The organism is Pedococcus sp. NPDC057267, from assembly GCF_042668795.1.
GTDB lineage: Bacteria > Actinomycetota > Actinomycetes > Actinomycetales > Dermatophilaceae > Pedococcus.
On record NZ_JBHUYG010000005.1, the window covers coordinates 23,952 to 45,111 of the forward strand.

Consider the following 21,160-nt stretch of genomic DNA (forward strand, 5'->3'; position numbering starts at 1 on the left):
CCGATACTTGAAGAATGACCGACGCGCTGGCCGACGACCCGGATGACCCGGGTGAGGGTGCGCGCGTCTGCACCCCATCCGACGTCGGCGCACAGTACCTGCAGCACCACGAGTGGCTGCGCGAGGTTGCGAACCGATTCTTCGACGGCAGGCGGCCCGACATGGCCGATGAGGCGATCGGCCTCGTGTTTGCCCACCTTCTAGAGCTGGTCGAGGAGCAGAAGCTCACCGACCGGGGCGAGGGGTGGCGCGGCTACCTCCGCAGGGCGGTCCTGAATCGGTGCGTCGATCTGGTGCGCAGCGAGAAGAAGACCCAGGAGCGGTTCCCTCCCGGCGACCCCGAACAACCCCGCGTTATCGACCACGACCCGCTCGGGGAGCACGTCGCGGCTGAGGACGTCGCGAGAGGACGGCAGGAGAGACTGAACACCGCTGTCGAGAAGCTGACCGAGCGGCAGGTCACGATCCTCCGGTACGTCTTGAACGGCACGACGAACAAGCAGATTGGCGAGGAACTCGGCATCACTGGTCAGGGAGTCGGCGACCAGCTCAAGACCATCATCAAGAAGTGCCATGAGGAGGTGACGAGGGATGACTAACCCAGACCACGAGAAGACGTCCTCCGCGACCGACCCGTTCGTCGAAGCACTGCTCGACACAGTGGCCGGGCACCCAACGTCGGCCGACCTCACCGACGACGAACGTGACTTGATCGCCGCCATCGCACAATGGGCACCTGGGCTTCCAGAAGCACTTGCCGAACTCGACGCCGATACGAATCAGACGGGCGCGGCACCCGTGCGAGTCGACGACCCGATTGCTCAGATGCTTGGCCTCGTGGAAGACCCAGGAGTTGTCATCAGCGGCCGCCAGGTCGCCGCCTTACGAAAGTCAGCTGGCCTCACTGTCGGCGACCTCGCACAGCGCCTGAAGCAACGGGGCTGGGACGTCACTGCGAACACTGTCTTCTCGTGGGAACGCGACAAGCTCAATGCACCACCAGCAACCATCAACGCAGTTGCCGAGGTCCTGAATGTCGACACTGATTCGATCTTGACGACCAATCCACAGCGCGCTCAGACCCTGGATGTCCTCTTCGACGACGAAATGATTGCCGCCTTCCTCGACCAATGGTCCCGGGAGAGCAACGTCCCCGTCGAACGACTCGCTGAGCATTCCAAGCGACTACTTGCCACCGCTGGCAAACGCAACGCCACGTCTGCGACGCCTCAGACCCTCTTGGCGATCCTTCAGCACTTCAAGAACCTGCCCGATTTCGAGCATCCGGCGTGAGCACCCGCCGCGACCACGCACGTCGCCTCGTCGACGCTATCGAGCCGGCGCAACGTGCCGCCATTGCCAAGCACCCCATCACCGGCATCGAGAGCCTGGGCTACACCGTGGTTGCCGAGCCGGCTCTCACGTCCAGGCGAGGCGCCGGCGGCTTATGCGACGGGCTGTCCTTCGCCGAGCACAACACCGTCATGTACTCGCCGACCCCAGGATCGAGAAAAGAGAACTTCACCCTCCTTCACGAGGTAGGGCACATTCTGGTCGAACGCGACGACGACGCCCTCAACTGGCTCGCCGACCGTGACGACCCGGACTCCGAGGTCGAGCGCCTCTGCGAGGAAGTCGCCGCGAATCTGGTGATTCCTGAGAGCCTGCTTGATGACGTTGTCGGCACCGGTCCCATCACGGGCGAAGACCTGAAGGCGCTTGTTGCCCGATCGGCCGCCAGTGGCCCTGCATGCGCAATCGCGCTGTCGAATCGCCTGTCTTCAGGAGCGGTGGTCATTATCGACCGCGCCGCGGGCCGGGTCGTCCACTCGGCGCTCCGTGGCGACAACCTCACGGTCTACCCGTGGAGCAACACCAACGTTCCAGTCAACCATCCGTTGCTGGCGTTGCAGCCAGGTGACACGGCGACGAGGAAGACGTTCTGGACCGACGAGTGGAAACGCCGCCAAGAGTATTACGTGAGCGCAATCGCGACCGAGAAGCGCCTCTATGCAGTCTTCAGCACCTCCGACCTCTGGGGCGTTGAAGTATTCCACGGAGGTCCCCTCCCACCCGCGAAGTCGGAGGCACCTCGCCTCGGACTCCGCTGCCATTGCGGGTACGTTGGTCGGGCCTTCGGGTGGCCTTGTGCGACATGCAAGCGCCAGTATTGCCCAAGGTGCGGCGAGTGCGACTGCCCACGACGTGACCGAGCCCAAGGCATATGTACCAAGTGCTTCCTGCAAGCGCCCGACCTGGAAAACGGCGTGTGCGGTGAATGCAGGTAGCGCAATCCCCAGGTGGATCGTTTTGCATTGGATGTATCCGACGCCCGCCCCGCCGTGCCTTGACTGTTGAGTAGTGGTGCGTCCTTCGCCGCCTGACGGCGGCTCCGCGTCTACGCGGTGGCCACGGGATCGGCTATCTCGGGCCGTCCAAGCTGAGTGGGGCCCCACGCGGTCGCTTTGCCTCTCTGGCCGTCAAAAGGCGACCGGCTGCTACGTCCGCTTCCATCGACATTGCGACGGGCTGCCCCTTCCCGTCGAGGAGGCAAGTAGGCATGCGTCCAGGGCGAGCTTCGGTGTCACCGCGCATCCGCGCGAGCGCAGCCCAGAGCTCGAGGAAATCGACTTCGCTCATGAACGGCTCGATGACGCATTCCGCTGTGCCTTCGTCAAACGTGATGTGCAGCTTGGATCCAGCCTGTTGGACGTCGTAGTCCCGTTCGCGGGTCACCCACATGGCGATCGCCGCGAACAGTGCAGCCAGTTCCTGAAACTGAGCCGGATGGAGCTGGAGGTGCCGCGCGGCGTCCAGATGCTTCGTCTCTTGAGCGAAGTGGACGAAGGGCCCCGAAGTCCTCCAATCCCGTGAAGAGCGCCACGCCGCCAATTCGCAGAGCCAAGAACGGCACGTGAGGGATGTCGAGGTAGTCCCAGTTCAGCGATGCGTGACTCGCTGTCGAAGTCTGTGCAGGCATGATCACGCATGACCCGGGCGTGCCCGCATGAAGCATGCTCACGTCAATGCCGCGGAGCCCCTGGAGCATCAGGTGAAGAAATCTGAAGCGACTTAAGTCCTCTGGCGTGACTATCGGACCGGCGGCAGGGTCGCGCTGATCGACCGGCAGGGTGAGGTTGCGGAAGAGCAGCCCGTAGTAGATCTTGACCATCCACAGGTAGAGTTCCGCGGATGGCAGTTCCACTAGGGCACTAGGGCCAATGGCAAAGGCAGCTTGGACGCGATTCTCGACGCCTGCGAGGTGCTCGTTGTTGCAACGCTGGCAACAGGGGATGACGAGCTGGCGGTACTTGATGACCGTGCCGTTGAGAAGCGTCAGCGGCTCATTCCAGAGGTCAAACCTATTCAGCAGCCACTTCGGGAAGACATGCTCTTTGCTGCCTGTGGTGTCATCGATGTCGTCGCCGCAAAGGAAGCAGCGGGTCGCCGAAGGCCGCAGTCCTTGCTCCAAGACATATGGGGTCTCGACTGCCATGCCTTGAGTATCGACGATTCCGGCACCCAGCGATGCCAGCGCCGCGCGACTGCTTGCCGCGTCACACCGCCGCTTGTCGGGAGCACGAGCCAAAGAGGCCTCGACAACTACTCCCTGAGGCAGGGAGGGCCATGCCGGCCGGACGATGTTGAGCTCACCGCCTACGGTGGGTGCGTGTCTCACTCGTTTCCCGTTATTGACTGGGGCTCTGTCCCCGATTGGATCGCCGGGCTCGGGACCGCGGCCGCACTCTTCTTTGCGTTCGCAGGTTGGCGAATTGCCGTGCAAGAACGCCACGCCTCGGCCGCAGCTCAGAGAGAGCAGAACAACAGAGACCGGCGTGCACACGCACAACAGTTCACGTGCTGGGCGGCTGGCGGCAGCTCGACAAATGTGGCAGGACAGATTCAGTACGGGGTTAGCGTGCATGTCCTGAACAACAGCCCGCACACCTTCCTGAATGTGGAGGTGAAGGCAACCGCCCGCGGGCCAGGGAGATGGCGCGAGGAAGCCTCGGTGCTGTGGCCGCGCTTGACGCCTAGTCCAATCGCCGTAGATGAGAGTCAGCAGGTAACGGTGTTGCACGACGACACGGGCGAGCGTCCGTTGGTGATGCCGACCTGGAATACAGAGGCGCTCTTCACGGACGTCAACGGAGTCAGATGGCGCTATAAGAACGGGGCGTTTGATGAGGCGACCGAGACGACGCCCGCGCGGTAGAGACCGCAGGGCGCGACACGTCTTATCGCCGCGAAGGTGGGCAGCGCCTGGTCGAATCGCCCGGGATTCCGACCAATCAGACAGTCGCATAGGGCGGCAATCATGAGCGCAGGCCACCCATTAGGTGCCTTCCTCTCCGAGCCCAATACCTGGAAGATTAGGGTTTCAGATCGGGAGGCGAGATGATTCCTCCATGGCGAAGCAGACGACGGTGACCATCACCGATGACCTCGACGGTTCGGCCAATGCGAAGGAGGTCTCGTTCAGCCTCGATGGCCGGTCTTGGGTGATCGATCTCAGCGCGAAGAACCGTGCCGCCCTCGAGAAGGCCCTCAAGCCCTACATTGCCAAGGCGACCGAGCAGCGCGGCGCGGGCCGTCGTGGCAAGAGCACTGGGTCTTCATCGCGATCGAAGCCCCGCACGGACCTTGCCGCCGTCCGCGAATGGGCGAAGGCCAACGGGCACAAGGTCAGTGATCGTGGCCGAATCAGTGCCGACGTTCTCGCGGCCTACGACTCCGCTCGCTAGACATCGCGGAAGCATTTCGGCGTGGACTGAAGAAGCACCGTCCGTGCCCTGTCCGCCGGTGACGGTCAAGGCGCCTGCCGAGCCCACTCCTGGATGTGACCCGAACGGTGTTCTTGGAGACTGCACTGAGTTAGCGCGGCGGACTGGGTGAGTCGAGCTTCGACCTCACGGAATGCCGCGAACCATTCGACCGCCGCGGTCAGTGGGGCGGTCTCGGCGTAGCTTGCACGCTCGTGGTCACGCAGGGCCTGCAGTGCTTCCACCATTCCGTTGTGCCTCTCCCAACAGGGTGGGATGACTCGGGTATCGATAGCGAATCTGCGCACAAGCTCGGGCACCCACTCCCGCAGCTGGGTCATGGCTCTGTCGCGTTCTCTCGCGGTGCGTGACGGCAGGTGCGTCGGGCCGTGCAACAGGTCAAAGTCCGGGTCGTCGGCGCTATCGCCGAGACGCAGGCACTGTTGGTCCTTCATGATGCCGGCGTCGAGTTGGTGGAAGGGGGACGTGCCGCTGATCGACCCTGGCGGAGGAGAGCGATGATGCCGATGCTCGCTTGTCGGCGGCCCAAGCGCCTCCATCCGGCATGCCGCTCGAGAATCTCGTGCAAGCGCCGATGGTGCGGGGCGCACAGTGGCACCAGGTCACGGTCGTCTTCATCGCCGATCCGCATGTAGGTCAGGTGGTGCAGGTGCCCGCTGCGGATGCTCCAGGCCCGGTCGCAGACCACGCACAGGGGCGGGGTGCCGTGCGAGGTCAGCCACGCGGCATACCAAGCTTTGCGTCGCGCCCGCCACGAGTGGGAAGCGAGGTACGCGTCGTATACGGCCCGGCGACGGATGCGGCCCCGTCGGTCACGATGCTCTGATGTGCGCACGGCAAATCGCCTCCTCGAGACCGTGACGGCTGGCCTGTAGGGCCTTGGCGTCCTTTCGCTGGATCCACGGATGCAGGGTCAGCATGATCGGTCGGGCCGATCGCAGCAGCAGGATCGCGGTGCCGAAGGGAAGGGTGCGTAGGCGGCCGGGATCGATGATTGGCACCTGATGAGTGCTGGTGGACGTGCTGCGTCGCCCGTCCGGACCGGTACTCGTGGAGGTCTGGCGGTCCGGGCGCTGGCCGATGAGCTTGGACAGATCCTCCAGGTCGCGGGCGTTGGAGCCGCCGCCGAGGACGACCTTGACGATGGCGGCGTCCCAGATGGCGTTGGCTTCGTGTTCGCCCCACACGGCGCGGGCTTGGGACAGCGACTGCAGGGCGACGATGGTGGAGATTCCTGTGCCGCCGCCTTCGGACATGAGCGACGGCAGGGAGGGCAGCGGGTAGTTCGCGGCCTCGTCGAGGATCAAGGCCAGCGGCGGGTCGAGGCGGGACCCGGGGGAGCGCGCCGCGAGTCGCCGGGCGGTTTCCACGACGTCCTCGACGAACGCACCGACGATGCCGGCGGTGGCCGCCGTACCGGTGGAGGTGCCAATCAGATAGACGGTGCCCTGCTCTCGCAGGAATCGTTCGGGGTCGAAGTGCTCGTGCGGCGCGGGCGAGAGGGCGTCGAGGACGCGGGGGTCGGCCATGGCGGAGAACGCGATGGTGACCATCGACCAGACTGAGTCCCGTTGGCGAGGGTCGGCGTTTGTGATCGACTCGAGGGCTTGCTTCCAGCCGGCGGCAGCGTGCGGGTGTTCAGACAAGGTCATGACGGCTTCGCGGGCGTGGGCCGACGACAGCGACCAGCGGTACAGCTCGGTGGCGGAGCATCCGGCCAATGCGGCGGCGTGGAGCAGGCACCGGACCGCCTGCTCGGCCGAGGCCTGCCAGAAGCTCGAGTCCGTTGTGCCCGAGGCCGTGCCAGACGTCAACGCCTTGGCGCGGACCATCGCGATGTGTGGATCCTCGCACCCGCGGATTGGCGACCACCGCGTGGCCGACGGTATGCCGTGTGCGAGCCCTTGTGGGTCGAACACCGCCACGGGCCCTTCGTGGGCACGGGCTTGCATCGTTGCGGTGAGGTTGTCCGGGCGAGTGCTCGTCGTGATCACCGCACCGGGGGAGTCGAGGATCATTGGAATGACCAGGTGCAGACCCTTGCCTGAGCGGGGCGGCCCGAGCAGGACTACGGAATCCTCGATCGAGGCGTAGCAGGAGTGGCCACCTGCCCGTCCCACCTCATGCCCGAGGTCGTGGACAGTGGCGTGGGCCTTTCCCGGCCGGAGGACCCCGCCCCGCTTGGTCAGCCGGCGATGCCCGGCGGCATGGGAGATCTCGCTGGATCGCGCGGTGCCGGGAAGGTAGGCCCCGCTGTTGGACGCCGGGCGCTCGATATGGCGCAGGACCAGCAGCCCAGCGGACATAGCAACCAGCACCACGCTCCCCGTGACAGACCAGTACACCCACGGCGGACCGACCGGCGTACCCCAAGCCCGCCCGGGATCGGACGCGTCGCTCAGGGCCGCGAACGGAGGGCCGAGCCGCGGCTGGAGCCAGCCGTGTCTGGACAAGGCAGTGCTCGCCGCCGCGGCTGACCAGAGGACACCCCACAGCACCCCGCCGGCCAGCACGAGGGTCACAAACATCGCGTCGGATGTGGCACCTGGACGCTCACGCATAATCGCTCCCTCCGGAAAGTCCGTCAGCGAGACAACGGGACGGAGGGGGCACCTTTGGTCGGTCAGGCTGGGTCAGGCGTACCAGCGGGTCAGCAGACGGATCACGTCGTTGCCTCCCGCACCATGCGGAGGTCGGTGTCGAAGACGGCCATCTCGCCGTTGGTTGCGGTGTGGCGTACGACGAAAGCCCGTTGGCCGACTCGCCAGAGTCCCTCTCCGCGTTGGAGATCCGGGAGCTGGGATCGCTCTGCGACTGAAAGCCCTAGCTCCCTTGCAGTCAGCGGCGACTCGGATACTTCCTGCTGGTAGATGATCTTGGTCGAGCAATCGCCAAGGAGTCCTCTGGCCAGGGCGCGAGCCTCCGAGCTGGCGTCGCCGACGGCGTCGAGATCCGATAGTCGGTGGACGATGAGCAAATTGGCGATGCCCAAGCCGCGAGAGAGCTTCCACTGTGACTGCATGCGGGCAAGCAGCGCCGGCTGGCGCATGAGTCGCCAGGCCTCGTCGTAGATGACCCATCGCTGTCCCGCGTTGGCGTCCGTGAGGGCAGCCTCCATCCAAGCGGAGGCGCAGGTCATGACCATGGCGAGCAACTGATTGGAACCTTGGACGCCAGAAAGGTCCAGCGAGATCATCGGCAGGTCAGGGTCGAACGGAACGGTGGAGGGTCCGTCGAACAAGCCGGCGAGGTCTCCAGTGACCAGTCGCCTTAGTGCGTGTCCGATGTCCCTACCGTCTCGGGTGAGCTCTTCGACTGTTGCGCCCACCAAGTCCTCGACCGGGCGGAGGAGTGCCTCGACCACTGCCGGCAAGGTGGGGTCCGTGTTCCAAGCCACGGCCTGGGCCAGTGCCGCATCCAGGGCGGTGTGTTCGACGGACGCGAGTGGTCGACCCAGAGCGGACTCAGTCAGTGAGCCGAGCAGTGCACGGCGGCGGGTGGCGACCACCTGACGCCATTCCTCGTCCTCGACGCCCTTGAGCCGAGGTCCGGGGTCGAGCGGGTTGAGCCGGTTGGGTGACCCGGGTCGTAGCTGGATGGCCGTCCCTCCCACGGCTTGGGCGACGGCGGACCACTCGCCCTTCGGATCCCCGGGCACATACACCTTGCGGCCGAAGGCGATGGACCGCGTTGCCATCGACTTGGCGAGGAAGGACTTGCCCTTGCCCACGACTCCGGCGAGCAGGCAGTTCGGATTGGTGATGACGCCTTGCCGGTACAGCTCCCACGGGTCGAAGCAAAACCCGCCACCGGACCAGGCGTCCTGGCCGATGAACACGCCTTCGTTCCCGAGGCCGGCCTCGGCCAGGAAGGGGTAGGCGCCGGCGAGCACGTCCGAGGTCGCCCGGTGTGGGCCAAGGCGTAGTCCGCGAAGCGGGCGGAGAGCCTCGGCGCCCGGTTCGCCGCGAGCCGGGAGTAGGGCGCGTGCTTCAGCGGCGTGGTGCCCCTGCGCGCCGCGCCTAACGCGGATCGTGGCGGCCCGCATGTCAGTTGACCCTCCGTGCGAGCGGCAGCGCCGCCGCGGCATACGCCCTGGCTTGTTGGCCGACCATGCGCCTGGTCTCGCAGCCGCACTGCACCGCAGCGCGTTCCATTTCGGCGAGCGCCGCGTCGAGCTCGTCGACGGATGCTGCGGTGACGGCGATGAGGCCACTGAACCGCATGTCAGCGTGTCCGTTGAGGAGCGCCCTCTCGCGGTCGAGCACGTCGGACCACTCGGCCGCGTCGGACAGGTCGGCCAAGGCCCCCAGGCGGGCCTTCTGCGACGCGTCAGTGGCGTACTCGACCTTTGATCGGCGGATGTCGCGCATCGCGGCGGCGGTGGGGACCGGGGAGGCGGTGATGGACAGTGTCTTGCGCACTCCGGGACGGAAGACCAGGGCATGCAGGAAGGAGGGCGGCGCGTCGACACGTGGCCACTCGTTGATCCACAGAACAGCCGAGTAGCCGCTGTCGTGGCGCAGGTGGTCCCAGCGTTCGTCGATGGCGACCGGCCCGGCGGTCCCCAGGGACCGCGCGGTCGCTGTCCACGGACCCGCTCCAGGGTCGTAGGTGGTGCGGATGGTGGTGGCGAGCTCGGATTCGTCGAGCCAGCAGGCCAGGTGGACCTCGGCGCTGCGCAGTCCGGCCTCGAACGCGATCATCTCCTGGCGCAGGGCAGCCGCCGCACCGCGCGTGCCGCGACCGTGGCGGCGGATGTATCCGCTGGCGGCCTTGAGGTCGAGGGACAGGGCGATCAAAGTGCGGTGGGTGGAGGCGGCCGGCGCACAGGTGCGCATGAGCTCCTCATACTCGCGTACGGCCCACTGAGCACTGTTCTTGCGTCCGGCTTGCTGCCACCATCCGGTGATGCCGGCGCCGGAGTCCGGGAGTGAAACCTCCAGGACCTGGATACGTGCGATCGAACCGGAGTTCGCGAGGGACGCAAGGGTGCGCCCCCACCCGTGGACCCGTCGGGCTTGTTCGTCCGGGGAGAGAAGCACGTACGCCGGGTGGCGGACCAGGGCGACGGCGGTAAGGGTCCCGGCATGGGCGTCGTGGACCATCGCGGTGCCGGTCTCGCCATCGATGTGGAATCGGAGCGCGGCTGCATCCCCGGGCAGCGCCATGGTGCCCGAAGGACGCGGATGGTCGGGCCGAACGCGGTGCCGTGTCTGGCCGTGCAGCCGTCGCCATGCAAAGTGTCCGGCAGTCGGAACGGTCTCGATGGCGGGACGCCCATGCCAGGGCGCGAACGCCAGTGACAAGAACGTGATCCACAGCGGGGCGGAGACTGCAGCGCCGGACGGGCCGAGCATGAAGAGCATGGGAATGGCGGTCGCGGCGGCTCCTGCTATGCACACTACCCGCGGGGCCGAGAAGCCAAGGAGCAGTCCGCGGCGGGGGAGTCTGCCGAACCTGACCGTGGCCGCAGCGGTCATAGTGGGTGCGGTGTCGGTCATCACTCTGCTCCAGTCGAATCCGAACGTGGGGGCTGTTGTGGGGAGGGGTTGACGGCCTTGGTGCCCTGCGCCCTGGCGAACTGGGCGCGCCCGAGGTCGAACCTGGGTGGCGCGGCTGGCGCGGCGCTCGCGGCCACAGCGCTCGAGGAGCTCCGTTGCGGGATGCCGGCCTGCGCCGATGGTGGTGGACCGATTCGGCCGGGGCGGCCCGCAGCGAGGCTGCCGAGCGAGCTGGCAGTCCACGCCATCGAAGACACCTTCTGGGGTGCGGCGATTGCGGCGTGTCCACCCGCGGTCACCTGGCCGACGCTGGCGTGGGCAGCGTGGAGGGTGTCGCCGGCGAAGGAGAACATCCGCATCGCCATCCAAGGCGCGAAGCCGCCCATCATGAGGATGAGGCAGCCTGCGGCGAGCTGCGTGGTGCCCTGACCGATTCCTCCCCCGTCCTGACCGGCGCCGTTGAAGACTGCCAAGCCGATGCTGAGGATGATCACTAGCAAGAGCTTGGAAACGACCATGGCGCAGACAAACTCGATCCAGCGGCGTACCCAGGCGCGGGTGATGTCCGCCGTCGCTCCGGCGAAGGCCAATGGGGCGAGGACCGCCGCGATGACCAGCACCATCTTCCGCACCATCATCGCTGCCCAGACGAGGACCACCGCGACGAGGACGAGGAGGGAGAGCAGCAACAGCGCGGCGGGTGATTGGACGTTGGCCATCTGCGTGAAGGCGAACTTCTGGCCGAGACCCTCGACATTGGTTCCCAGCATGTGTTGCACGTATCCGGCGCTGAGCGCGTCCACGACGCCCAAGAGTGTGCGCGTGACGCCGATGGCGAGTGCAGAGCCGAGGAAGCTCACGAGCAGACCGGAAAGCGCTCGTCCGAGGCCGCCAGGCTCGCGACGGAGAACAGAGGTGATCACCTGTATGACAAAGAGCGCCAGGCAGAGGACGCCGGCGATGGCGGCGGTCGTGGCGACCTCACGCAGCAGGTGCGGGTCGGCAAGGTTCAAGGTGGTCGCGTCGTTGATCTGCTTCCAGAGCCAAGTGGAGGCGTTCAAGGCGGCCTCGCTGAAGGAGTCCGCAACCCGGCCGAAGGCGCTGTCCACCGCGTTGCTGGCTTGTCCTCGGATGTACTGACCTGCTTGGCAGAGCGGGTCAAGCGCCTGAAGTCCATCGCACGTCATGACGTGCCCACCGGTATCGCGGTGTAAGTGACGGCGCCCACGAATCCCCAGGTGCTGCGAGTGGGCGGGCCCTCGAACTCGAGGCCGAGCTCGACACTGGTCCTTTCGGCCTCGGAGCGCCCGTCAACCGTGGTGGTGAGGGTGACCTCAGCGCTGACGATGCGTGCGGTGATGCCGGGGTCGGTGATGCGGCCGGCCTCGACTGCGTTGGTCCAGGTCATGGGTTCGGTGATGCGAAGGATGCGCACCGAAGTGCGGGCCTCCCTGGCGGCGAGCCTTGCCCACTCGTTGGTGGCAGGGATCGGTGCTGGCCCATCGTGAGCGTCGGTCACCGAGAACGCGGCCCACCGGTCGCGAAGGTCTGGGGGGACCAGACCGACCACGAGAGGCTCCTCAGTGCGGGCCGACTCTGCCTGGACCCAGGACACCCACTCCCCGCGGGGGCGCCGATAGTCCTGCTCAAGAAGCTGCGTGGTGAAAGCGGCCGCATAGAGGTCGGTTTGCTGGACCGCGTCGCCCGTGATCCGGGGGAGCGGTGACCTGGGGTCCGCCGTAGGCGTCGCGCGGAGCCGAGCGATCTCGGCGTTGAGCTCGGACTTCCGGACGCCCAACTCCTCAGCCGGGTTCGGGGGCTCGGCACTGGGGCTGCTCACCGACGAGGCGGTGGGCGACGGTGCAGGCTTCGCAGTGGCCGGGGTAGCTCGATGCCGTCCTCCCAGCACGGCGACGGTCATGACAGTGCTCGCCACCAGCAGCGTCAGGATGGCGGCTCCTGCGCCGATGAGGCGCAGTGGCGTCCTCGGGCGTGGGTGGCTGTGCATCAGTGAATCGCCGCGCCGGCGTCGTTGAAGAAGTTGACGAGGGTGTTTGCGGCCCCGATGAGCAGTGCGGCGGCTCCGGCGATCAGCACGCCGTTCTTGCCGCGGCCGGCGATGTGGGGGTTGGAGGAGTTGGAGCCGATGGCCCAGGTGATGGCTGCGATGGCCACACCGGCAACGGCGGCCACGAGGCCAAGGGTGAGCAGGGCGCCGGTCATGTGGCTCAAGGCCGAGATGCCGGGGAGCCCGTCCGTGTTGGGCTGGACGTCGATCTGGAGGAGTGCCATGACGATGCCTCTCGTGTCGCGGCAGGCTGGTCCCGCGCGGTGATTGGTCTACGGACCCGAGGGGGCAGCATTCGCGGTTCACGCGATGTGTCGCAGAGCCGAGATGCCGCCGGAAGCAAAGGCGGATAGCGGCGTGACCCTCACGACGTCGCCGGTCTTGGGGGCGTGGACGACGAGGCCACGGCCGATGTACATGCCCATGTGCGCGGGGGAGGCGAGGGAGCCTGCGCTGCCGGGGATGAGGACGAGGTCGCCCGGCTGAAGGGCCGCGATCGTGGTGGAAGCGCCGTCGCGCATCTGGTCCCAGGTCGTGCGGCCGAGGTGATAGCCCGCAAGGGACCAGGCGGACTGGGTCAGCCCTGAGCAATCGAACCGGTCGGGTCCGGTGGCTCCCCACAGGTAGGGCTTGCCACGCTGGGCGAGCGCGTAGGTCACGGCGATATGGGCTGCGCGGGACGCGGTTTCGGGGATGACGTAGCCGGAGGGGAGCCCGTGTCCTGGACCGGCCGCCGCAACGACCTCTGCTGCGTTGTCAAGGCCCCCACACGAATCTGTGGATGACGTCGTGCCGATGACGTCGACGACATGTTGGGCTCGTGTCAGCTGAGCCAGGTAGTTGCCGCCGTAGAGGTTCGATCCCTGGTTGGCGGCGGTTGGCCGACCGTCAAAGGCGGACCGTTGCACCTGCTGGGCAGCGACCCAAGGCGGCAGCGTCGACCAGCCGTTGAGCGCCATGAGCTGGTCAAGGAAGGCGTTCGTCGAGGTGACTGGGTCCATGCGGGCCGCTGCCGTGCCCCAGCCGGCGCGCTGCTGGAACAGTCCAACCGAGTCGTGATCGGTGCCGACGCCCTGACTGGCCAGCGTCGAGGCATCGGCCACCGCAGGGTTGCCCAACACGCGGAGGTCTGACTCCGTGATCGCGACGTCCATGGCGACCAGGGCGGCGCGCCTGCCTCCACGTGCGGAGGCCACGGACGTGATCGTGCGGGCGTTCTGCGCCTGGACGGCCGAGAGGCCCGCGACCGGACCGGAGGTCGTGCAGAGCGGCATTCGGTCCGTGTTGGGTCCGATGGCGCACACGAGAACGGCGACCGCTCCCAGGGAGGCGGTCAGGAGCGCCAGAGCGGCGGCAGCGATCTTGGCAAGGGTCACGTCCGGTCAACAGCAGTGACGGGGCAGCATCCGCGGGGGTTCCCGGCTGTCACCGTTAGGGGGCACAGTGGAGGAGTCCAGGAGTGCTGGGAGGAGTTATGCGGCTCAAGCGGCGGGTTGCCGAACCGGCGAACAGCCACGCCCTTGAAGCCAGCGATGACGCGCGCCATCTGGCGATGGAGATCGCCGGACTGCAACTGGCCCGAAGAGTCGACCCGGTGGGGATGAGGGTCGTACTCGAACCCGAGGAGTCTGCGTGGCGTCAGCTCGAGGATCTGTGGTTCCGGGTCATGGTGCACGGATTATGGAGTGAGGCCGCACCGGGAACGGCGCTGCTTACGAACCGACGCCTGCTGGTTCGGTTGCGCAGCGGAGAGGTGTTGTCGTTGTGGTGGGGCTCACTCGTGGGCTTTGATCCTGACCTGAGCCGCAGCCACGTCGTCCTCGACTACGGTGACGGCTCGCCGCGCGTGGTGACCGGGCCGGGCGCTGCCCAGGTCGCGGTCGCAGGCATCGCTAGCCTCTACGGTGTCGAGGCACTCACAACCCATCCGGCGCTGGACCCCATCAGGCGCATGGCGCCGACCGTGGGATGACGAGGTGGACCTGGCGTCGCACATACTCACGGCGGGCTGCGTCCAAAGGTGACCGCTCCGCATACAGCCTGATCAAACCGGGCCATCCGCTGGCGGACCCGGCCATGAGGCGGTGAATCACTCTCAGTTCGGCTCTGCTGTAGTCCAGGTGCGCGAGCATCCGGCGCGTGCAGGCGCGCGAGTTGCCACCCGCCCCCAGCGGAGAGATGGTCTCGAGTGGGTCGCCGGCGCCACGTGCGCGCGCCGCCTCGAGGCGCGACACGTACAGATCGAAGGCGGTGGCGAGCTTCAGCGCTTCAAACTCCTCGACGGCGATGCCGGTCCGGGTGACGGCCCAGTCCCTGAAGGTCAGATAGTCGTTCATGCGACATCGATCTCCTCCGGGCCGCTCCACGTGAGCCGCTGTCCTGCGGGCACCCCTGTGACGCCGTGCAGTAGGTCCGACTGGGCGGCACGAGCGGAGCCGTGGCCCGTCCTGGTCGCCACGCCGCGCAGCATGACGAACAGCCCGAGCGGCGAGAGGCTGCGGGCCCATTCCTCATGATTGGTGAGCCACGTCATCGCAATGATGAGTTCCTCGCTCGCCTGCTCGTCCGTGACCAGGTACGGCTTCTTGGACCCGAAGGGCCGGACCATCCTCCATCCCCGTGTGCACACTTCCTGTTGGACCGTGAGCCAAAGTGCCTCCCGCGCGGGTGTCTCCAGCTTGAGGTCGGGACAAGCGCGAAGGGTCGCGTGGATGGCACGGCCGGCGCGTTCCTGCTCGTCGCGCGGGATGTCGATCTCGTCGGCGTGCTCCTCAGGATCTGCGTAGAAGGCCTGAGCGACCGCGGCCGCCTCCTCAGAGTCCTCACGACCCACCGTGCTCGACTTGTCAAGGACTTCCGTTGCTACTCTGGTCGTCTCGCGGGTGATTGGATTCCGTTGTGGTGCTGGCGCGTTCATGGGTTCCCCCTGCTCTCGAGTGGGCTCTTTCTAGGCTTACTCTCGTGGCGAGCAGGATCGAACAAAAGGTACATACCTGGGGATAACTTTGATGTCCCCCATGTCCCCTGTGTGTTACCTTCGCAAATGACTCCATCCGCATGTATCTGCCAGAGCAGAAAGGGCGGTCGATGGCGTCACAGGACTGGTGGCAGCGGCTCAGGCGAGACCGCGAAGCCCGGGGGTTGTCCCAGCGACAGGCCGTCCGGGAGTTCATCGCTCATGCCGACCACTACATGCCTTCGGACCTTGAGTCGGTCCTGACCTCATGGAAGCGCTGGGAGCGCGGAGACATTGGGGTCCCTTCGGCGGAGAACCAGCAGGCGATCGCGGCGATGTTCGGGACGGCCGTGGATGCCTACTTCGGACCATCGCAGCCGGGCGGTCCGCCACCGCGGCTGAGTGATGACGAGACGCTCGAACTGGTGCAGCGGCTGCGTTCGTCGAGTGTCGACCCGGCCACCCTGGAGCTGGCGCAGGTCATGACCGATCGCCTGTGCACCGACTACGCCTCGAGGCCGGGAGAGGAGGTCCTCGATGAGGCGCAGAGGTGGCTCGCCGAGATCGCTGCCTTGAAGGACAAGCCGATGCGATACCAGCAGCTCGGGGAGGTCTACACGCTCGCCGGCTGGCTCTCCCTTCTGGTTGCGTGTCTCCACTACGACCAAGGGGACGAGCGAGCAGCCGAACAGGCACGCGCGGGCGCCATCATGCTCGCGAAGGAGATCGGGCACAGCGAGATCCTCGGATGGGCGCAGGAGATCCGCGCCTGGATGGCGCTGACCCGCGGTGACTACTACGGCGTGCTGGAAGCGGCCAAGGCTGGATTGCGAGAGACCAGGCGGCATTCCGTAGCGGTGCAGCTCGAGGCGCAGGCGGCCAAGGCATGGGCGCGCCTCGGCCGACGACGCGAGGTCGAACTGGCTCTTGATCGTGGTCGTGCCGCGTTGGACCAGCTGGACTATCCAGTCAACCCGCGCAATCACTTCCAGGTCGACCCCTCGAAGTTCGACTTCTATGCCATGGACTGTTATCGCGCAGTAGGCGACGACATGCTGGCGATGGCCATGGCGGAGGCGGTGCGCGCGACCAGCACATCGCCGGGCGGCGACGTCATCTCGCCGATGCGGCTCTCTGAGGCGGAGCTGACCAAGGCGACGGTGCTCGCTCGGGCTGGTGAGGTCGATCTGGCTACAGCCGCGGCCGAAGCAGGACTCGATGGCGACCGCCGCTCGCTGCCATCACTGCTGATGGTCGGCAGCGAGGTGGCGAACGAGCTGCGGCGGCTGCATCCCCGAAATGAGAACGCCCTCGAGTTCAGTCACCATATCTACCTGCTCGGCCACCCAAAGGCGAACGGTCACAGTGGCTGACTCAGGGTCCCGGCGGGTTGCGCCAGACGGTGCTTAGGTCTCGGGAGGCGAGTTCCGCGCAGTGCCGATGCCGGGGTTCCTTGGTTCCGTGGCAGCGTCGGCGCGCTTGACCCTTTGCCGCAGCTCACGCTCGTCGAGCTCGAGTAGGGATGCTGCACGACCGACGCCGGAGATCGAGGTCAACGTTGCCTGCGCTTCGGCGAGCTCGATGTCCACCGCGTTGACCCGCTCCTGGAGGGCCTCTTTGCGGCGTGCCACTGTCATGACGACCCGTAGTGCCTGCGATTCCGCACGTTGCGCGGCGAGCAGGCGTCGTCTGGCAGCCTCGTCCGTCTGGTGCCGGCTCATCGGAGATTCCTGAGGGTGTGCATGTCTGGACAACGGAGTCAGAGGGGCACCATGCGTGCAGCGGAGGTCCGTCGGTCCATGATCGGCGCGGTCTGCCGTGGATGGTCAAGGCCGTCGCAGGCGCCGGGCGATGCCAGGGCTCCAGTGGCTGACGCTCTAATCACCGGGCGGAACACTGCGGCGTGGGCGAGGCCAACACGTGAGCACGGCATCCACCAGCTCGGTGCGGTCCCGCCGCTGGGTGTCACCTCCGAAGCCGATGCGAGCACACCCCGGTCCATGCCCCTTCCCGACCACCGACTCACCTCGCGTCGCCCGCCCTCGCGACCACTCGCCGCCACACCCGACCCCGCCAACGTCTCCGACCACCCGGGCTCCGCTCCGAATGACAGCGTCTCCGACTCAACCGGAGCCACCCTTCCATCCGCGCCACACTTCAGGCACTGGAAGTGGACCGCGGCCGCCGGCGCGCCGGATGGTGCCCCATCGATCCCGTTGCCCGGGTGTGACGATGTCGATGCGGCGGATGACGCTGGGGGCCGGGTTCCGGTATCTGATGTCCTCGGTCGTTCGCTCGGACCGGCAGGGGCCGACGGCGGACCCTTTGACGGCGTACTACACCGCGGAGGGCACGCCGCCGGGCCGGTTCCTGGGCGCCGGGCTGGCCGGCCTGGATGGCGGGAAGGGCGTCGGGCCTGGGTCTGTGGTGAGCGAGGAGCACCTGTGGCGGATGCTCGGGATGCTGCAGGACCCGGTCACCGGCCAACCGTTGGGCAGGCCCCCCACGATCGAGCTGCCTGACGGCCTGAACACGGGCGGAAGGAATGGGCGTCGCGCGTCGCGAACCGTGGCGGGATTCGACCTGACCTTCTCGGTCCCCAAGTCGGTGTCGGTGGCGTGGGCGCTGGCCGACGGCCCCACCCGGGAGCGCATCTACGCGGCGCACGAGGCGGCGGTGGAGTTCGTCATCGGCTACGCCGAACGTGAGGTGGTCACGACCAGGACGGGCAAGGGCGGGGTCGTCTCCGAGCCGGTACGCGGCGTCGTGGCTGCGGGCTTCGACCACTGGGACTCCCGCGCCGGGGACCCGCAGCTGCACACCCACGTGGTCGTGCTCAACCGGGTCCAGGCCGCCTCCGACGGCGGGTGGCGCACTCTGGACTCCCGCGCGCTGTTCAAGGCCAACGTCGCCCTGTCGGAACTGTACAACGGTGCGCTGATGGACCTGCTCACCGCCGACCTCGGCTGGGCTTGGGAGGCCCAGCACCGTGCCCGGGCAACGTCCCCGACGTGGGAGGTGGCCGGTGTCGTCAAGGCGTTGCGGGAGGAGTTCTCCCGACGCTCGGCCTCGATCAACGACGCCACCACCGGTCTGATCGCCTCCTTCGTGGCCTCCCACGGGCGTCAACCGAGCGCGCCGGAGGTGATCCGGCTGCGGCAGCAGGCCACCTTGGCCACCCGCCCGGACAAGCAGCTGCACCCGCTGGCCGAACTGGTGCGCGTGTGGCGCCGCCGAGCCGAAACACACCTGGATGCCGAGCCCACCGCGTGGGTCGCGACCTTGGCGAACCGGTGCGACCTGCCCGCCCTGCACGCCGCGGACCTGAAGGAGGGGATGCTGCGCGACGCCGCGTGGGTGGTGGTCGATGCGGTGGCGACCCGCCGCGCCACGTTCACCCGCTCCAACGTCCTGGCCGAGGCACTGCGCCAACTTCACGGCATACGGTTCACCACCCCGCACGAGCGCACGACCGTGGCCGAACGCGTCACGGCTCTGAGCCTGGAGGCGTCGGTGCAGCTCACCCCTCCCGAACCCCCGATTCGCGTCCCGGAAGGCCTGCAACGCCCCGATGGGTCCACGCTGCTGCGCGCCCGGGACGCCACCATCTACACCACCACCGCCGTCCTGACGGCAGAGGAGCGCCTGCTCGAGGCTGGCCGCGCCACCGACGCGCCCACCGTCCCGCAGGAGATCGCCGCCGCCGTGACTACCGATCTGCTGCCCGGCCACGAAGGGCGCCGGCTCAGCGCCGAGCAGGCCGACGCGGTATGCCGCGTGGTCACCTCCGGGCGCGCTCTCGACGTGCTCGTCGGCGCCGCGGGAACAGGGAAGTCCACGGCCATGGCCGGCGTCCGTGCGGCCTGGGAGGAGGTGCACGGGCGGGGGAGCGTGCTCGGGTTGGCGCCGTCCGCGGCCGCCGCCGAGGTCCTGGCCGAGGCGGTCGGGGTGTCGACGGAGAACACCGCCAAGTGGCTGGTCGAACACGCCCGCACCGACTCCCGCCTGACCGAGCTCGCCTCCCTACGGGACAAGCTCCGCGGCGCATCACCGTCGCTGCGCACCCGGGCCCTGACCCGGCGGGCCCGGGAGGTCCACGCCGAGCTGAACCGGTGGCGGCTACGCCCCGGACAGCTGGTCATCGTCGACGAAGCCTCCATGGCCGGCACCCTCGAACTCGACCACCTCACCACCATCGCCCGCGAGTCCGGTGCCAAGCTCCTGCTCGTGGGCGACCCGGCGCAGCTGTCTCCGGTCGCAGCAGGAGGCGCGTTCCGGCTCCTGGTGACCGACCGGGGGGACGCCGCCGAGCTGGTCGACGTGCGCCGGTTCCGCAACGAATGGGAACGCGACGCCAGCCTCGCGTTGCGCGACGGGCGGCACGCCGCCGCAGTGCCCTACTTCGCCCACAACCGCGTCAGCGACGGCGATCGGGACACCATGATCGAGGCGCTCTATCAGGCGTGGCGCGCCGACAGCCGAGCCGGCCGCACCTCTCTTATGGTCGCCGCCGACGCAGCGACCGTGACCGAGCTCAACCAGCGCGCCCGGGCCGACAGAGCGGCCGCCGGAGACGTATCGGAGACGGGGGTCACCACGGGGGACGGTACGACGATCGGCGCCGGAGATCTGGTCGTCACCCGGCTCAACCAGAGGGACCTCCACGCCGCCAGCGGGTGGGTCAGGAACGGGGACCGGTGGAGCGTCAGCGCCGTCCACGACGATGGTTCGCTGACCGTCCACCGGCCTGGCAGGACCGCTACATTCACCCGGCTGCCCGCCGAGTACGTGCGCGACCATGTCGAGCTCGGGTACGCCACCACGGCCCACCGTGCCCAAGGCCGCACGGTCGACACCTGCCACGCCTACGTCAGCGCCGCCACCGTCCGCGAACCCCTCTACATCATGGCAACCAGAGGCAGGGAGACCAACCACCTGTACGTCGACACCAGCTACGACCCCGACACCGAAACCGCACACGCGGTCGTGGAACCGGCGACGCCCGAGGAGGTGCTCCGCAGGGTCCTTGAGACTTCCGGTGCCGACCTCTCCGCGACCGAGACTCGCACCGCGGAGATGCGTGCGGCCATGAGTCCGGCACGCCTCGAAGCCGAAGGGGCCGCCATCCAGAACCACCGACACCAACAGCGCTACACCAAACTGCTTTTGCAGGTAGGGGTCTCGCGCGACGAGATCACAGTTGCAAAGAAGGCGGACCGCTGGCGCCCTCTACTTGCCCAGATGCGCCATGCCGAAGGCCTGGGCCTCGACCTTGAGGCGGCAGTTCCGGTCATGCTGCGTGCTGACCCTTCTCGCTCACTAGTCGGATTCGAAGACGAAATACGGTCTTGGTGTTGTCGTCGTGAACGTAGTGGCCTCCCGGCCAACGGGATCGCACTCAGGGCAGTGCCAGTCGTCGAAGCTAGCCCAGGGCCGGGCCTTGAGCGGTGAACAGATCGGTGCGTCGTCCACCCCCCGGTGCACGGTGGGCCGCCGCGACTTTGGGCGCTGCCGACAAGGGCCTCCGTTGGCGGTTCCGCCACCTACAGGAGACCGACCCAACGACGTGCCTCCCGCCGTGACGGACCCTCACGCATCATCGACGACCTTGAACTGACAACCCCGTCTTGCATCCCCTCGTTCAACAACGAACGCCTGCACTCCACCCTCGACTATGTCCTACCCGAGCAGTTCGAGACCGCCTACCAGCGTCAGATCAACGCCCGACGGCACCGCTGCCGGGAGAACTGACCTGCCACTAATCCCGGGACGGTTCATAGCGCTTGCCACAGTGGCACGTACGTTGCGAACCGCGGCCACCACATGGGAGGCGACCGCCGAAGAGGCGCGG

At 67.3% G+C, this 21,160-nt stretch carries 19 protein-coding genes; 8 read left to right on the forward strand and 11 right to left on the reverse strand.

The window, feature by feature from the left end; translation table 11 throughout:
* Positions 1-14: 14 nt before the first annotated feature.
* The 3 genes from ACFUC1_RS02430 to ACFUC1_RS02440 are packed head-to-tail and all read left to right on the forward strand — an operon-like array spanning position 15 to position 2,288.
* Positions 15-599, forward strand: a complete 585-nt coding sequence (locus ACFUC1_RS02430) for a sigma-70 family RNA polymerase sigma factor (protein ID WP_379116318.1) — start codon at positions 15-17, stop codon at positions 597-599.
* Positions 592-1,293, forward strand: a complete 702-nt coding sequence (locus ACFUC1_RS02435; protein ID WP_379116319.1) for a helix-turn-helix domain-containing protein — start codon at positions 592-594, stop codon at positions 1,291-1,293. Before ACFUC1_RS02430 ends, ACFUC1_RS02435 begins: the two co-directional genes overlap by 8 nt.
* Positions 1,290-2,288 (forward strand): ImmA/IrrE family metallo-endopeptidase, encoded by a 999-nt coding sequence (locus ACFUC1_RS02440; protein WP_379116320.1) that lies wholly within the window; start codon positions 1,290-1,292, stop codon positions 2,286-2,288. The genes ACFUC1_RS02435 and ACFUC1_RS02440 overlap by 4 nt, the downstream gene beginning before the upstream one ends.
* Positions 2,289-2,674: 386 nt before the next feature.
* Here the strand turns inward: ACFUC1_RS02440 and ACFUC1_RS02445 are convergent, their stop codons facing one another.
* A complete protein-coding gene (locus ACFUC1_RS02445) occupies positions 2,675-3,496 on the reverse strand; it encodes a hypothetical protein (protein WP_379116321.1) in 822 nt (273 codons plus the stop codon).
* 174 nt (positions 3,497-3,670) lie between these two features.
* Here ACFUC1_RS02445 and ACFUC1_RS02450 point away from each other — a divergent pair, with 174 nt between their 5' ends.
* Together ACFUC1_RS02450 and ACFUC1_RS02455 are read left to right on the forward strand one after the other, a co-directional pair.
* A complete protein-coding gene (locus ACFUC1_RS02450) occupies positions 3,671-4,216 on the forward strand; it encodes a hypothetical protein (RefSeq protein WP_379116322.1) in 546 nt (181 codons plus the stop codon).
* A 193-nt stretch (positions 4,217-4,409) separates the two neighbouring features.
* Positions 4,410-4,745 (forward strand): Lsr2 family protein, encoded by a 336-nt coding sequence (locus tag ACFUC1_RS02455; protein WP_379116323.1) that lies wholly within the window; start codon positions 4,410-4,412, stop codon positions 4,743-4,745.
* A gap of 851 nt (positions 4,746-5,596) precedes the next feature.
* Here ACFUC1_RS02455 and ACFUC1_RS02460 read toward each other — a convergent pair.
* The 7 genes from ACFUC1_RS02460 to ACFUC1_RS02490 form a co-directional block, all read right to left on the reverse strand.
* Positions 5,597-7,312, reverse strand: coding sequence for a TraM recognition domain-containing protein (locus ACFUC1_RS02460; protein WP_379116373.1), 1,716 nt, complete (start codon positions 7,310-7,312; stop codon positions 5,597-5,599).
* A gap of 134 nt (positions 7,313-7,446) precedes the next feature.
* On the reverse strand, positions 7,447-8,676 hold the full coding sequence (locus tag ACFUC1_RS02465; protein ID WP_379116324.1) for an ATP-binding protein: 1,230 nt from the start codon (positions 8,674-8,676) through the stop codon (positions 7,447-7,449).
* Between the two features lie 154 nt (positions 8,677-8,830).
* Positions 8,831-10,285 (reverse strand): SCO6880 family protein, encoded by a 1,455-nt coding sequence (locus tag ACFUC1_RS02470; protein WP_379116325.1) that lies wholly within the window; start codon positions 10,283-10,285, stop codon positions 8,831-8,833.
* On the reverse strand, positions 10,285-11,394 hold the full coding sequence (locus ACFUC1_RS02475; protein ID WP_379116326.1) for a hypothetical protein: 1,110 nt from the start codon (positions 11,392-11,394) through the stop codon (positions 10,285-10,287). Before ACFUC1_RS02475 ends, ACFUC1_RS02470 begins: the two co-directional genes overlap by 1 nt.
* Before the next feature lie 74 nt (positions 11,395-11,468).
* Positions 11,469-11,855 carry a hypothetical protein gene (locus ACFUC1_RS02480; RefSeq protein WP_379116327.1) on the reverse strand — a complete coding sequence of 129 codons (387 nt, stop codon included), beginning with the start codon at positions 11,853-11,855 and terminating at the stop codon, positions 11,469-11,471.
* A 437-nt stretch (positions 11,856-12,292) separates the two neighbouring features.
* Complete coding sequence (locus ACFUC1_RS02485; protein WP_379116328.1) at positions 12,293-12,577, reverse strand: DUF6112 family protein; 285 nt, start codon at positions 12,575-12,577, stop codon at positions 12,293-12,295.
* Positions 12,578-12,655: 78 nt separating this feature from the next.
* On the reverse strand, positions 12,656-13,729 hold the full coding sequence (locus ACFUC1_RS02490; protein WP_379116329.1) for a C40 family peptidase: 1,074 nt from the start codon (positions 13,727-13,729) through the stop codon (positions 12,656-12,658).
* Positions 13,730-13,827: 98 nt separating this feature from the next.
* Here ACFUC1_RS02490 and ACFUC1_RS02495 point away from each other — a divergent pair, with 98 nt between their 5' ends.
* The gene (locus tag ACFUC1_RS02495; RefSeq protein WP_379116330.1) at positions 13,828-14,325 is read left to right on the forward strand and encodes a hypothetical protein; all 498 of its coding nucleotides are present in this window, start codon (positions 13,828-13,830) and stop codon (positions 14,323-14,325) included.
* Here the strand turns inward: ACFUC1_RS02495 and ACFUC1_RS02500 are convergent.
* Complete coding sequence (locus ACFUC1_RS02500; RefSeq protein WP_379116331.1) at positions 14,297-14,689, reverse strand: hypothetical protein; 393 nt, start codon at positions 14,687-14,689, stop codon at positions 14,297-14,299. The genes ACFUC1_RS02495 and ACFUC1_RS02500 overlap by 29 nt on opposite strands.
* Positions 14,686-15,270, reverse strand: coding sequence for a hypothetical protein (locus ACFUC1_RS02505; protein ID WP_379116332.1), 585 nt, complete (start codon positions 15,268-15,270; stop codon positions 14,686-14,688). Before ACFUC1_RS02505 ends, ACFUC1_RS02500 begins: the two co-directional genes overlap by 4 nt.
* Positions 15,271-15,410: 140 nt before the next feature.
* Here ACFUC1_RS02505 and ACFUC1_RS02510 point away from each other — a divergent pair, with 140 nt between their 5' ends.
* Positions 15,411-16,682 carry a hypothetical protein gene (locus ACFUC1_RS02510; RefSeq protein WP_379116333.1) on the forward strand — a complete coding sequence of 424 codons (1,272 nt, stop codon included), beginning with the start codon at positions 15,411-15,413 and terminating at the stop codon, positions 16,680-16,682.
* A gap of 33 nt (positions 16,683-16,715) precedes the next feature.
* Here the strand turns inward: ACFUC1_RS02510 and ACFUC1_RS02515 are convergent, their stop codons facing one another.
* Entirely contained in the window at positions 16,716-17,030 is a 315-nt protein-coding gene (locus ACFUC1_RS02515) for a hypothetical protein (protein WP_379116334.1), read from the reverse strand.
* Between the two features lie 511 nt (positions 17,031-17,541).
* On the opposite strand from ACFUC1_RS02515, the gene mobF reads away from it, so the two are divergent.
* Positions 17,542-20,760 (forward strand): MobF family relaxase, encoded by a 3,219-nt coding sequence (gene mobF / locus ACFUC1_RS02520; RefSeq protein ID WP_379116335.1) that lies wholly within the window; start codon positions 17,542-17,544, stop codon positions 20,758-20,760.
* Positions 20,761-21,160 lie beyond the last annotated feature (400 nt).

Coding starts and splice junctions, on each gene's coding strand:
- ACFUC1_RS02505 (WP_379116332.1), bottom strand. CDS start 15,270: ATGAACGCGCCAGCACCACAACGGAATCCAATCACCCGCGAGACGACC.
- ACFUC1_RS02470 (WP_379116325.1), bottom strand. CDS start 10,285: ATGACCGACACCGCACCCACTATGACCGCTGCGGCCACGGTCAGGTTC.
- ACFUC1_RS02430 (WP_379116318.1), top strand. CDS start 15: ATGACCGACGCGCTGGCCGACGACCCGGATGACCCGGGTGAGGGTGCG.
- ACFUC1_RS02515 (WP_379116334.1), bottom strand. CDS start 17,030: ATGAGCCGGCACCAGACGGACGAGGCTGCCAGACGACGCCTGCTCGCC.
- ACFUC1_RS02500 (WP_379116331.1), bottom strand. CDS start 14,689: ATGAACGACTATCTGACCTTCAGGGACTGGGCCGTCACCCGGACCGGC.
- mobF (WP_379116335.1), top strand. CDS start 17,542: ATGTCGATGCGGCGGATGACGCTGGGGGCCGGGTTCCGGTATCTGATG.
- ACFUC1_RS02510 (WP_379116333.1), top strand. CDS start 15,411: ATGTATCTGCCAGAGCAGAAAGGGCGGTCGATGGCGTCACAGGACTGG.
- ACFUC1_RS02485 (WP_379116328.1), bottom strand. CDS start 12,577: ATGGCACTCCTCCAGATCGACGTCCAGCCCAACACGGACGGGCTCCCC.
- ACFUC1_RS02445 (WP_379116321.1), bottom strand. CDS start 3,496: ATGGCAGTCGAGACCCCATATGTCTTGGAGCAAGGACTGCGGCCTTCG.
- ACFUC1_RS02455 (WP_379116323.1), top strand. CDS start 4,410: ATGGCGAAGCAGACGACGGTGACCATCACCGATGACCTCGACGGTTCG.
- ACFUC1_RS02435 (WP_379116319.1), top strand. CDS start 592: ATGACTAACCCAGACCACGAGAAGACGTCCTCCGCGACCGACCCGTTC.
- ACFUC1_RS02460 (WP_379116373.1), bottom strand. CDS start 7,312: ATGTTTGTGACCCTCGTGCTGGCCGGCGGGGTGCTGTGGGGTGTCCTC.
- ACFUC1_RS02495 (WP_379116330.1), top strand. CDS start 13,828: ATGCGGCTCAAGCGGCGGGTTGCCGAACCGGCGAACAGCCACGCCCTT.